The organism is Sphingopyxis macrogoltabida, from assembly GCF_001314325.1.
GTDB classification, from domain to species: domain Bacteria; phylum Pseudomonadota; class Alphaproteobacteria; order Sphingomonadales; family Sphingomonadaceae; genus Sphingopyxis; species Sphingopyxis macrogoltabida.
In genome coordinates this window covers 2541674-2553225 of sequence record NZ_CP009429.1, presented here as the reverse complement: position 1 = coordinate 2553225, position 11552 = coordinate 2541674, and the positions used below count along the sequence as shown (strand labels likewise).

The following is an 11552-nucleotide window of genomic DNA, read 5'->3' as shown; positions in this document are numbered from 1 at the left end:
GAGCTGGAAAGGGACGGCAAATGGCCGGACAATTGTCACTCGTGGAATCGGGGAAATCAGTGAACGGAACGGACAGGCAGAAGGCGCTCGACGCCGCGCTGGCGCAAATCGATCGCGCCTTCGGCAAGGGCTCGGTAATGAAGCTCGGCCAGAAGGAAACGATGCAGGTCGAGGCGGTCTCGACCGGTTCGCTCGGGCTCGACATCGCGCTCGGCGTCGGCGGCCTGCCGCGCGGCCGCGTTATCGAAATCTACGGCCCCGAAAGCTCGGGCAAGACGACGCTGGCGCTGCACACGCTCGCCGAGGCGCAAAAGACCGGCGGTACTGTCGCTTTCGTCGACGCCGAACATGCGCTCGATCCCGTCTATGCCCGCAAGCTCGGCGTCAACATCGACGAACTCATCGTGTCGCAGCCCGACACCGGCGAACAGGCGCTCGAAATCGTCGATACGCTGGTGCGTTCGAATGCGATCGACGTGCTCGTCGTCGACTCGGTCGCCGCGCTCGTTCCGCGCGCCGAAATCGAGGGCGAGATGGGCGACAGCCATGTCGGCCTGCAGGCGCGCCTGATGTCGCAGTCGCTGCGCAAGCTCACCGGTTCGATCAGCCGTTCGCGCTGCATGGTGATCTTCATCAACCAGCTGCGCATGAAGATCGGTGTGATGTACGGCAATCCCGAAACCACGACCGGCGGCAATGCGCTGAAATTCTATGCCTCGGTCCGTCTCGACATCCGCCGCACCGGCCAGATCAAGAATGGCGACGAGATCGTCGGCAACACCACCCGCGTCAAGGTCGTCAAGAACAAGGTCGCGCCGCCGTTCAAGCAGGTCGAATTCGACATCATGTACGGACAGGGCATTTCGAAGATCGGCGAGATCCTCGATATCGGGGTCAAGGCCGGACTCGTCGAGAAATCGGGCGCCTGGTTCAGCTATGACTCGATCCGCATCGGGCAGGGCCGCGAGAATGCGAAGACCTTCCTGACCGAAAATCCCGAACTTCGCGAACGGCTCGAAGCCGCCATCCGCGGCCGCACCGACGCGGTGGCCGAAGAGATGATGGCCGGTCCCGACGATGAGGGCGACGACGATAATTGATGCGATTGCCATCCGGTCGGTTCGCCTTGCTCGAACCGGCCGGCCGACGGCGGCGGGCCACCAGCCCCTCGGACCTGCACTCCCCTCTCCCATGCAGGTCGGCCCGCCAGCCGTTGATGGTCTCTGCACCGCGTCCGTTTTGGGGCGGTGAGCAGCCACTTTATATCCAACCCTATATCCAACCCTCGTCATTCCCGCGAAAGCGGAAACCTAGAGCGTGCGTTGGCTTACCCCACGCTGGGTTCCCGCTTTCGCGGGAATGACGAAGTCAGGAACCTCCCCAGCCGGCGGTAAGGCGCCGAAGACATCGCTCGGAGCAGAAGGGCCGACCTCCCGATCGCCGTGGCTTGCGTGCTCTTCTCCAAAGGCTACAAGCGGCGCATGCCCGCGATCCGCCTCTTCGGCCTGCCCACCGACATCAACAGCAGCTTCGAACGCGGCGCCGCAGCCGGCCCCGCGGCGATCCGTACCGCGCTGCGCAGCGACCGCGGCAATCTGGCGAGCGAACTAGGCCCCGAGATCGGTGTCGATATCGCCTTCGCCGACGACGGCGATCTGCCGCTGTGCGAAGATACACCGCGCGACGACGCCGCGATCCGCCGCCATGTCGCGATGCTGCACGAGGACGGTGAAATTCCGCTCGCGCTCGGCGGCGATCATGCCGTGAGCTTTCCGCTCGTCGAGGCGGCGGCAAATTGCTTCGGGCCGCTCAACATCCTTCATTTCGATGCGCACCCCGATCTCTACGACGATTTCGGCGGCAATCCGCGCAGCCATGCTTCGCCCTTTGCCCGCATTTGTGAGGCGGGCCACGCCGAGCGGCTGGTCCAGGTCGGCATTCGCACGCTCAACGGGCATTGCCGGGCGCAGGCCGAACGTTTCGGGGTCGAGATCATCCCGATGGCCGGCTTCACGCCCGATCGAGTGCCCGTGCTCGGCGGCCCGCTCTATATCTCGATCGATCTCGACGGTCTCGACCCGTCGGCGGCGCCCGGCGTCGCCCATCCCGAGCCCGGCGGGCTGACGGTTCGCGAAATGCTGGCGGTGCTGCACCGGCAGACCGCACCGATCGTCGGCGCCGATATCGTCGAACTTCATCCCGGCCGCGACACCGGCGACGTCACGGCGATCGTCGGCGCCAAGCTGGTCCGCGAACTCGCGGCGCTGATCGACCGCAACGGCCCCTATCGACCCTGACATCATGACAAGGAGCGCCCCATGAGCCTGATCGTCCACCACCTGAACAACAGCCGCTCGCAGCGCATCCTGTGGCTGCTCGAAGAAATCGGCGCTCCCTATGAGATTAAATTCTACGACCGCGACCAGACGACCAATCTCGCGCCGCCCGACCTGCTCGCGGTCCATCCGCTCGGCAAGTCGCCCTTGATCCAGGATGACGGCCGCGTGATCATGGAATCGGGGGCGATCACCGAATATCTCTGCGAGCGGCACGGCGGCGGGCATCTCGTGCCCGAACGCGGCAGCGACGATCATGTCAGCCATCTCGAATGGCTGCATTTCGCCGAGGGGTCGGCGATGACGCCGATCCTGCTGCGCATCTATACCGCGCGCCTCGGCGAGGCGGCGGCGCCGCTCGAACCGCGGATCGTACAGCAACTCGACGCGCATTTCGCCTTCATGGAAAGCCGCGTCGGCGACAACGGCCATTTTATCGGCGACAGCCTGTCGGCCGCCGACATCATGCTGAGCTTTCCGGCCGAAATTGCGGTGATGCAGGGGATGGCGCCGCGCTATCCCAAGCTCGCGGCCTTCGTAAACGCCTGCCACGTCCGGCCGGCGTGGCAGCGCGCGCGCGAAAAGGGCGGCGCCTATTATGGCTATTGATCGCCGGCTTCTGGGATGCATTGCGGCAACGCTGATCTGGACGCCCCTCGCGCTCGCCGCGCCACCGCTGCTCGCACCCGGAGTAGAGCGCGAAGTCGTGGCGGGCGAAGGCGTGACGTTCGCGCCGACGGCGATCGACGAGGAAGGCGCCATCGACCGGTTCGCTGCCTATACGATGGCGCTTGCCAAGCGCGACTATGACGCCGCCTATGCGATGCTGCGCCTGTCGTTCCAGGCGTCGAACCCACGTCTCGAATGGGAGATGAATCTCCGCAAGCGGCCGGCCTTGTGGGCGGACGGGCAGATTCGCCTGCTCCGGGTGAGTTGGTATCCCGATCCCGCCGGCCAGCCCGCCGGGCTGTACGCGGCGTTTGATTTCCGCGGCGACCGCAAGGACGGGACGATGGATTGCGGCTATGTCGTCGTCCATCGTTCGGCGCCGGGGTCCGATTTTATCGTCGTCCGCACCGATGCCTCCGAAGTGCCGCCCGACCTGATCGAGGATGGGGTCCCGAAGGCCGACGTGCTGCGGCAACTGCCCTGTTATCTGGGCAAGGGCATCGCGACCGATTTCTGATATTGCGGAAATAAATTGGGTTGCGGGCGCGGTGGCGTTCGCGGGATAGGCACGCGACCGGCGCCCGCGCCGGAGATTCGGTGGGGGACTTATGACGATGATCGCACTCGCGTTGCTCGCAGCGGCGGCGGCCGGCCAGCCCGAGATCAAGCTCGAGCCGGTGCCCGGCAAGGGTTATTCGGCAACGGTGGCGATGATCGACGCCGACCAGTACGACCCGACGATCAAGCGTATCACGGCGTTGGCGAGCGAGCGCTGCGGCAAGCTGAAGGTACGGTTCGGGCGCTATTATTTCGACAACCAGATCGATGTCGACCGCGGCGTTACGGTGATCAAGGATTTTCGCCAGAGCTTTTCCTGCTACGATCCCGCGACCGATCCTTACAAGCCGGTGCCCGCCGACTGGAAGGCGAACGAGGCCGAAATCGGGGCGGCGACCAGGGTCGCGGCGGATTTCGTCTCCTATCTGGACAGCGGCAATGGCGCCGCGCTCGCGAAACTCATGGACCCGGCGCTCGAAGCGACGACGGCGGAAATGAAGCGCTTCAGCGACGAAGCCAAGATGCACCAGACCGGTCCGGGCGAGTTTACCGTCCGGCTCGACGGCTGGCTCAACAACCCCGAAGATGCGGCCTATCCCGGCGCTTACGCTTATTTCGCGGTCATCAGCAGCCATCCTGGAATCGCCGGAACCTGCGGCGGCTTGCTGCTCTATCGGGTCAGCAGCGGTGTCTATACGATCTCGCAATATGACGTCCGCTATGTCTCGCAGGCGTTGATCGACGAGGCAGGTTATAGCGACGAAGAGCTCAACCGGCTTTGCCAGCGCTGACGAAAGGTCCGCGCGGCGCGTATCCTGCTTGAGAAACGCGGCGCGGCGCACTAGATCGCGCGAATGACATCGACCAACGACATTCGCCGCTCTTTCCTCGACTATTTCGCGGGGGCGGGACATCATATCGAACCGTCGGCGCCGCTGGTGCCGTACAACGACCCGACGCTGATGTTCGTCAACGCGGGCATGGTGCCGTTCAAGAATGTCTTCACCGGCCTCGAAACCCGGCCTTACAAGACGGCGGTGTCGGCGCAGAAATGCGTGCGCGCGGGCGGCAAGCACAATGACCTCGACAATGTCGGTTACACGGCGCGCCACCATACTTTCTTTGAAATGCTGGGGAATTTTTCCTTCGGCGACTATTTCAAGGAACAGGCGATCGAGCATGCCTGGACGCTGATTACGAAGACGTGGGGGCTCAAGCCGGAAAAGCTGACCGCAACCGTCTATCACACCGACGACGAGGCATATGATCTGTGGAAGCGGATCGCGGGCTTGCCCGAGGATCGGATCATCCGCATCCCGACCAGCGACAATTTCTGGTCGATGGGCGACACGGGGCCCTGCGGTCCGTGCAGCGAAATCTTCTATGACCATGGCGACCATATCTGGGGCGGCCCGCCGGGATCGCCGGAGGAAGACGGCGACCGCTTCGTCGAGATCTGGAACCTCGTGTTCATGCAATATGAGCAGTTGCCGGGCGGCGAGCGCGTCGACCTGCCGCGGCCGAGCATCGACACCGGCATGGGACTGGAGCGTGTCGCCGCGGTGCTGCAGGGCGTCCACGACAATTACGACACCGACACCTTCAAGGCGCTGATCGCGGCGTCGGTCGACCTGACCGGCGTGCCGGCCGAGGGCGCCACGCAGGCCAGCCACCGGGTGATCGCCGATCACCTGCGTGCGTCGAGTTTCCTCGTCGCCGATGGCGTGCTGCCGTCGAACGAAGGCCGCGGTTATGTGCTGCGCCGGATCATGCGCCGCGCGATGCGTCATGCGCATCTGCTCGGCGCGAAGGATCCGCTGATGCACCGGCTGCTCCCGTCGTTGACCGCCGAAATGGGCGCCGCCTATCCCGAGCTCATTCGCGCCCAGCCGCTGATCGCCGAGACGCTGGAACGCGAGGAGACGAAGTTCCGCCAGACGCTCGACAAGGGGCTGCGCCTCCTCGACGAGGCGACGGTCGGCATGGGCAAGGGCGACACGCTGTCCGGCGAAGTCGCGTTCAAGCTCTACGACACCTATGGCTTCCCTTACGACCTGACCGAGGATGCGCTGCGCGCCAACGACATCGCGGTCGACCGTGCGGGCTTCGATGCCGCGATGGCGCAGCAGAAGGCGGCCGCGCGCGCGGCGTGGAAGGGCAGCGGCGAAAAGGCATCGGACGAAATCTGGTTCGACCTTGCCGAGACGAACGGCAGCACCGAATTCACCGGCTATGGCTCGACCGTCGGCGAAGCGACGGTGATTGGGCTGGTCAAGGACGGCAAGCCGGTCGAAGAGGCGAAGGCGGGCGACGAGGTCGTCGTGCTGACCAACCAGACGCCTTTCTATGGCGAAAGCGGCGGCCAGATGGGCGACGCGGGCAGGATTGCCACGCTGGAAGGCGCCAAGGCTTCGGTCAGCGACACGGGCAAGCCGCTCGGTCGCCTGCACACGCATCAGGCGAAGCTGGAGGCGGGGACGCTGAAGGTCGGCGATACGGTGCAGCTCACCGTCGATGCCGAACGCCGCGACCGCATCCGCGCCAACCACAGCGCGACGCACCTGTTGCACGCGGCACTGCGGAACCGGCTGGGCGGCCATGTGACGCAGAAAGGCAGCCTTGTCGCCGAGGACCGCTTTCGCTTCGACTTCTCGCATCCCAAGGCGCTGACCGCCGAAGAGATTGCCTTGGTCGAAGCCGATGTGAACGCGCAGATCCGCGCCAACGAAGCCGTGTCGACGCGGCTGATGACGCCCGATGATGCGATCGCGGCGGGTGCGATGGCGCTGTTCGGCGAGAAATATGGCGACGAGGTCCGCGTGCTCAGCATGGGCAAAGCCGACGATCAGAATTATTCGGTCGAACTTTGCGGCGGCACGCACGTCCGTGCGCTCGGCGATATCGCCCTCTTCAAGATCATCAGCGAAAGCGCGGTCTCTTCGGGGGTGCGGCGCATCGAAGCGCTGACCGGCGAAGCGGCGCGCGCCTGGCTGAACGGACGTGACGAAGCGCTGAAGGCGGCGGCGGCGGCGCTCAAGACCTCGCCCGACGAGGTCCCGGCGCGGGTCGCGGCGCTCGCCGAGCAGCTCAAGAAGGCCGAGCGCGAGCTTGCCGATGCGAAGAAGGCGCTGGCGCTTGGCGGCTCGGGCGGTGGTGGTGGCGCGGCTGCCGGTCCGGCCGTCGAACAGGTCGGCGACACCGCCTTCCTCGCGCAGGTGGTCGACGGGCTCGATCCCAAGGAATTGCGCGGCACGGTCGACGGGCTGAAGAAACAGGTCGGCAGCGGCGTTGCGATGCTCGTCGCGGTGAACGACGGGCGTGCTTCGGTCGCGGTCGGCGTCACCGACGACACCACCGGCAAGCATAGCGCGGTCGACCTGGTCAAGGCGGCGGTCGCGGCGCTGGGCGGGCAGGGCGGCGGCGGCCGACCCGACATGGCGCAGGGCGGCGGACCCGACGGCGGTGCGGCCGATGCCGCGGTGGCAGCGGTCAAAGCGGCGCTGGCTTGAAACAGAGCAAGAAAACGCGGCGCACCGATCATGCCGAACGGCTGATCAATGCGCCGCTCGTCGATGTCTTCGCGGCCTTCACCAGCGCCGACAAGCTCGCGCGCTGGCTGCCGCCCGAGGGCGCTACCGGCGAATTCGAGCATTGCGACCTCAGCGAGGGCGGCGGCTTCAGGCTGCGGCTGACCTTCGACGATCCCGATGTCGAGACCAAGAGCGACGACGACAGCGATGTGGTTGCGGTCCATATCCCGGTACTCGACGACGGCCGGTTGATCGTCTGGGAAGTCGAGTTCGAATCCGACGATCCGCGCTTTTCGGGGACGATGGCGATGCACTGGTATCTGTCGCGGAAAAGCGGCGGCACGCTGGTGACGATCGATGCGCATCATGTCCCGCCGGGTATTTCGGCGAAGGATCATGTCGAGGGCCTCAATTCGTCGCTCGCGAACCTCGCCGCGGTCGTCGAAGGCGAGGAGCGCGGCGCATGAGGGCTGCCGCGTCCGCGTTGCTCGGCATCGCCCTGTTGTCCGTGGCCGGTTGCGGCGGGGAAAGCGACCCGGCGGAGACCGGTCAGGGCGGCTGGCACATCCCGGGCGGGACCTATGGCAATGTCGCGGCGGGGCAGGGCGGCACCGATCTACGCGGGTTCGAATTGACCCTTGATCAGGGCAGCGAGAGCGAAACGGTCGACTTCGTCGAGTGCGACGACCGCTGCGTCGATGTCGAGAGCCGGTCGCTGCGTCGCGGGTTGAACGGCATTTCCTTTACCGTCTATCGCAAGGGCCGGATGCTCGACGTGCTCGTGAATCCGGCGGGGAAGGACGCGGTAGAGTTGAGCCTCGACCAGGGGGAGGGGTTGGAGAGCCATCGCTTGCCGCGGATCGATCGCGAGGTCGCGCTGGCGATCGCGCGGGGCAAGGCGGACAGCGCGGCCGCGCCATCCGCCGATGCGCTCCTGGAGCCTAAGTCTCCGCCCCCTTTGCCTTCCCCCACGCCCTAGCGGCGGTGTAGCCCAGATATCCCGTGCCGAAGAGCGCGTAGAGCGGTTCGGGGATGCCCGCGAGATAGGCGTTCATGCCCTCGGCGATGCCTTTCGCCATTTCGGGCCGCGCGGCGGCGATGAGGCCCATCGGGATCGCCCAGAGCAAGAGCGCGTACATCACATAGAGGAAGCTCGGCCGCGCGCGGCTGGTCCACGGGTCGGCGCTGCCGGCTTCGGCGACGATCGCGGTCATGCGGGCGCGGATCGCTTCCATCTCCTGGCCGCCTTCCAGCTTGAGCAGCTCGAGCTTGGCGCGGTCGCGGGCGTCGGGGTCGGGAATGATCTTGTCGATCAGCTTGGCGATGGGGCCGATCAGGCCTTCGATAATACTCATTTCTGGCGTTCCTTTTCATTCGTAACTTGTCGAATTTGTTACCTCGGCATGTTTGAAATCAGTGGCTTGCGTCACCGATCCGGTTGGCGAGCCAGCCGTAGAGAAAGGCTTCCTGGCTCGGGCGGCGTTCGGCGAGCGCGATGTAGCGTTCGCCCTGCAGCGCCTCCATCGCGCGGAGGAGCACCGTCTCGCCGCCTTTGCCGCGCGCCTTCAGGAAGCCGTCGAGCGCCGCGAGGGTGCGCGGGCCGATGTCGCGGTCGACCGCGATGTCGGGATAGTCGCGCGCGGCCCGGTTGAGCGCGTTGAGCGCGCGCTGGAGAAAGCCGGCCGCGGTGCCGGTGCCCATGTTCACCCCGGTGTCGAACAGTTCGGCGGCGATCTTCGGCGCGCGCAGCGCGACCCGGTCGAAGCCGGGGCGCAGCCAGTAGAGGCGGCGATAGATCGATGCCGCTTCGGCGCGGGGAAGGTCGCGCATCGCCCCGTCATAACCCTGCGCGCGCGCGACCGCTTCGGTAATCCCCCAGCAGGTCGGGCCGCCGCGATCGGCGGGGTGGTTTACATATCGGCCTTCGCGGTCGATGACGGCATCGATCAGCGTGTCGACGTCGGAGGTCGAAGGGTCGGCTTTCGGCATGATTCGCTCCTGTGGTTCGTCTAAAGAAAACAAACGAACCATATTGGAATATTGTAGGAAAGGATTTTTGCCGATGCGGGCGCTTCAGGTGCGCGAATTGCTCCCCGATCATGCCGGTGCCGGGTTGGTCGACCTGCCAGTGCCCGAGCCCGGCCCGGGCGAAGTGCGGGTGCGGGTGCGCGCGGCGGCGGTGAATTTCCCCGACCTGCTGATGACCCGCGGCGCCTATCAGCTCAAACCCGAATTGCCCTTCGTCTCGGGGCTGGAATTTTCCGGCGAGGTCGATGCGATCGGTCCGGGCGTGACGGGATGGCGCGCCGGCGATGCGGTGGTCGGTGGCAACCGGTTCGGCGCGATGGCCGAATATTGCATCGTTCCGGCGGGCGCGTTGCGCCGCAAGCCCGAGGCGCTGGGCTGGGAGGCGGCGGCCGCCTATCCGGCAGCCTATCTCACCGCCTGGGTCGCATTGGTCCGCTGTGCGCGGGTCGAGCCGGGCGAATGGGTCCTGGTCCATGGGGCGGCGGGCGGGGTCGGGCTGGCAACGGTCGATCTGGCGCGGACGCTGGGGGCGCGGGTGATCGCGGCGGCGAGCAGTGCCGGGAAGCGCGCCGCGCTGGCCGAACTATACGCTCCCGAAGCCGTAATCGACGCGGCGCCGGGCTTTCGCGAAACGGTCAAGGACCTGACCGGCGGACGCGGCGCCGATGTGATCTTCGATCCGGTCGGCGGCGACGTCTTCGACGAATCGACGCGCTGCATCGCGTTCGGCGGACGGTTGCTGGTGGTCGGCTTTACCTCGGGCCGCATCCCCGAGGTGTCGGTGAACATGCCGCTGATCAAGGGATTTTCGGTCGTCGGGGTGCGTGCGGGCGAATATGGGCGCCGCTTTCCCGACCGCGGCGCCGAAAATCTCGCGGCGATCGATGCGCTGGCAGCGGCGGGGAAAATCCGCCCGCACGTCCATTCCGCGCTCGACCTCGCGGACTGGCGCGAGGGCTTCGCGATGCTCGAACGGCGCGAGGTGGTGGGCAAGGTCGTGCTGAAACCGTGACGAACCGAGCGGCGCCCGCATGGCCTTGCGGCGCGCGAACTGGCATGTCGGCGGCGGGGTATCCCGGCAGCTTTGCCGATCATGACCAAAGGATTTTGCATGAAGAAACTGACGATCATCGCCGCTTCGCTCGGCTTAGCCCTTCCGGCCGCCGCCGGCGCGCAGCCGCAGGACGATAATGGCCGGATGTTTGCGGCGATCGACACCAATGGCGACGGCAAGCTCGACAAGGCCGAAGTCACCAAGATGGCCGAGTTGCGCGCCAAGGAGAAAGGCGATCCGTCGCTGGCGGCGCCCGAAAAGATCGACAGCTTTATCAAGCATATCGATGCCAATGGCGACGGTGCGATCGACAAGGGCGAAATCCAGGCGATCCGCGACTCGCGCGCATCGCCGCCGCCGTCCGAAGGCGAATGAGCGGGCGGGGCGGCGGATAAGGCCGCCCCGTTCCCCCGTCAGGCGAGGGCGATCCGCGCCGCCTGCAGAAGAAATGTCGCGCCGATCAGCGTTACCAGCCAGCGGCGGACGAAACGGAACTGCGCCTCGCTGATCCGGTCGAGCAAAATACCGCCCACCATGATACCGGCCATCGATGCCGCGATCGCAATCGCCATGGCGGGCAGCGCGATCGCATCCCGCGCCGCAGCGCTCAGCAGCACGCCGCCATAAACAACGATCTTCGACGCATGGCCGATCGCCTGCATCACCGCCTTGGTCGCCACCACCTGATGCCGGTTCAGCCGCGAATGGATGAAGAGCAGGTCGGTGACCGGCCCCGATACGCCCGACACCAGCGCCAGCCCTGTTGAAACGAACCCGCCGCCGATCGCATGCGCGGGCCGCGCCGCGTCGAGGCGCAGCCAGCGTTCGGGCAGCCAGACGAGAATCGGCATCAGCCCGAGGCCTAGGAACACGTAAAATTTCGTCGGGGCGAAGATCAGCAGCGAGAAGAGCGCGATCGCTACGGCCGAGCCAGCGGCGAACCACAGCAGCACCGGCCACACGACATGCCGGCGATGCAGGGTCGCGCGCCAGAGATTCGAGGCGAACTGGATGACACCGTGCAGGGCCAGCGCGGTGGCGGCGGGGAGCAGCCACGCGAGCAGGCCCATCAGTAGCAGGCCGCCCGCCATGCCGAAAATGCCCGAGAGAATGGAGGTTGCAAAGGCCGCGATGACGATCAGCACGCTTGTCTGCATCGTGCGCCGCTTTCAGCGAAATGCCGCGCGGCGTATCACGCTTGTGCGGTAGGACCGCACGGGGCGGCGGTGGAAAATTGGTCGGGACGAGAGGATTCGAACCTCCGACCCCCACACCCCCAGTGTGATGATCAACGCTTTTCTGCGCTTTTCATCTGTCAGGTGATGCGCGAAAAAGTTAGGTAATCTGTCGAATTTAGTCAACTCCCTTGAATTCGTT

At 65.8% G+C, this 11552-nt stretch carries 13 protein-coding genes; 10 read left to right on the top strand and 3 right to left on the bottom strand.

Annotation, left to right across the window (positions count from 1 at the left end):
• Window positions 1-20 precede the first annotated feature (20 nt).
• From recA to LH19_RS12635, 8 genes are all read left to right on the top strand, one after another.
• Window positions 21-1100: a recombinase RecA gene (recA, locus tag LH19_RS12670; RefSeq protein WP_054588302.1), complete on the top strand. Its 1080-nt coding sequence runs from the start codon at window positions 21-23 to the stop codon at window positions 1098-1100.
• 381 nt (window positions 1101-1481) lie between these two features.
• Window positions 1482-2297, top strand: coding sequence for an agmatinase (gene speB, locus LH19_RS12665; protein WP_054733484.1), 816 nt, complete (start codon window positions 1482-1484; stop codon window positions 2295-2297).
• A 21-nt stretch (window positions 2298-2318) separates the two neighbouring features.
• A complete protein-coding gene (locus LH19_RS12660; protein WP_054728441.1) occupies window positions 2319-2945 on the top strand; it encodes a glutathione S-transferase family protein in 627 nt (208 codons plus the stop codon).
• Window positions 2935-3522 carry a hypothetical protein gene (locus tag LH19_RS12655; protein ID WP_054728438.1) on the top strand — a complete coding sequence of 196 codons (588 nt, stop codon included), beginning with the start codon at window positions 2935-2937 and terminating at the stop codon, window positions 3520-3522. The genes LH19_RS12660 and LH19_RS12655 overlap by 11 nt, the downstream gene beginning before the upstream one ends.
• Before the next feature lie 91 nt (window positions 3523-3613).
• Complete coding sequence (locus tag LH19_RS12650) at window positions 3614-4354, top strand: hypothetical protein (RefSeq protein WP_054728435.1); 741 nt, start codon at window positions 3614-3616, stop codon at window positions 4352-4354.
• Window positions 4355-4417: 63 nt separating this feature from the next.
• Entirely contained in the window at window positions 4418-7072 is a 2655-nt protein-coding gene (gene alaS / locus LH19_RS12645) for an alanine--tRNA ligase (protein WP_054728432.1), read from the top strand.
• Window positions 7069-7560 carry an SRPBCC family protein gene (locus LH19_RS12640; RefSeq protein WP_054728428.1) on the top strand — a complete coding sequence of 164 codons (492 nt, stop codon included), beginning with the start codon at window positions 7069-7071 and terminating at the stop codon, window positions 7558-7560. The genes alaS and LH19_RS12640 overlap by 4 nt, the downstream gene beginning before the upstream one ends.
• Entirely contained in the window at window positions 7557-8072 is a 516-nt protein-coding gene (locus LH19_RS12635; protein ID WP_145923374.1) for a hypothetical protein, read from the top strand. Before LH19_RS12640 ends, LH19_RS12635 begins: the two co-directional genes overlap by 4 nt.
• Here LH19_RS12635 and LH19_RS12630 read toward each other — a convergent pair.
• Window positions 8035-8448: a holin family protein gene (locus tag LH19_RS12630; protein ID WP_054728420.1), complete on the bottom strand. Its 414-nt coding sequence runs from the start codon at window positions 8446-8448 to the stop codon at window positions 8035-8037. The genes LH19_RS12635 and LH19_RS12630 overlap by 38 nt on opposite strands.
• Before the next feature lie 58 nt (window positions 8449-8506).
• Window positions 8507-9082, bottom strand: coding sequence for a glycoside hydrolase family 108 protein (locus LH19_RS12625; RefSeq protein ID WP_054728417.1), 576 nt, complete (start codon window positions 9080-9082; stop codon window positions 8507-8509).
• A 73-nt stretch (window positions 9083-9155) separates the two neighbouring features.
• Here LH19_RS12625 and LH19_RS12620 point away from each other — a divergent pair, with 73 nt between their 5' ends.
• Window positions 9156-10133: an NADPH:quinone oxidoreductase family protein gene (locus LH19_RS12620; protein ID WP_054728415.1), complete on the top strand. Its 978-nt coding sequence runs from the start codon at window positions 9156-9158 to the stop codon at window positions 10131-10133.
• A gap of 99 nt (window positions 10134-10232) precedes the next feature.
• Window positions 10233-10550 (top strand): EF-hand domain-containing protein, encoded by a 318-nt coding sequence (locus LH19_RS12615; RefSeq protein ID WP_054728411.1) that lies wholly within the window; start codon window positions 10233-10235, stop codon window positions 10548-10550.
• A gap of 38 nt (window positions 10551-10588) precedes the next feature.
• On the opposite strand, the gene LH19_RS12610 is transcribed toward LH19_RS12615, so the two are convergent.
• Entirely contained in the window at window positions 10589-11332 is a 744-nt protein-coding gene (locus LH19_RS12610) for a TSUP family transporter (protein ID WP_054728408.1), read from the bottom strand.
• Between the last annotated feature and the right edge of the window lie 220 nt (window positions 11333-11552).

Coding starts and splice junctions, on each gene's coding strand:
- LH19_RS12625 (WP_054728417.1), bottom strand. CDS start 9,082: ATGCCGAAAGCCGACCCTTCGACCTCCGACGTCGACACGCTGATCGAT.
- alaS (WP_054728432.1), top strand. CDS start 4,418: ATGACATCGACCAACGACATTCGCCGCTCTTTCCTCGACTATTTCGCG.
- LH19_RS12610 (WP_054728408.1), bottom strand. CDS start 11,332: ATGCAGACAAGCGTGCTGATCGTCATCGCGGCCTTTGCAACCTCCATT.
- LH19_RS12630 (WP_054728420.1), bottom strand. CDS start 8,448: ATGAGTATTATCGAAGGCCTGATCGGCCCCATCGCCAAGCTGATCGAC.
- speB (WP_054733484.1), top strand. CDS start 1,482: ATGCCCGCGATCCGCCTCTTCGGCCTGCCCACCGACATCAACAGCAGC.
- LH19_RS12655 (WP_054728438.1), top strand. CDS start 2,935: ATGGCTATTGATCGCCGGCTTCTGGGATGCATTGCGGCAACGCTGATC.
- LH19_RS12615 (WP_054728411.1), top strand. CDS start 10,233: ATGAAGAAACTGACGATCATCGCCGCTTCGCTCGGCTTAGCCCTTCCG.
- LH19_RS12650 (WP_054728435.1), top strand. CDS start 3,614: ATGACGATGATCGCACTCGCGTTGCTCGCAGCGGCGGCGGCCGGCCAG.
- LH19_RS12660 (WP_054728441.1), top strand. CDS start 2,319: ATGAGCCTGATCGTCCACCACCTGAACAACAGCCGCTCGCAGCGCATC.
- recA (WP_054588302.1), top strand. CDS start 21: ATGGCCGGACAATTGTCACTCGTGGAATCGGGGAAATCAGTGAACGGA.
- LH19_RS12635 (WP_145923374.1), top strand. CDS start 7,557: ATGAGGGCTGCCGCGTCCGCGTTGCTCGGCATCGCCCTGTTGTCCGTG.
- LH19_RS12620 (WP_054728415.1), top strand. CDS start 9,156: ATGCGGGCGCTTCAGGTGCGCGAATTGCTCCCCGATCATGCCGGTGCC.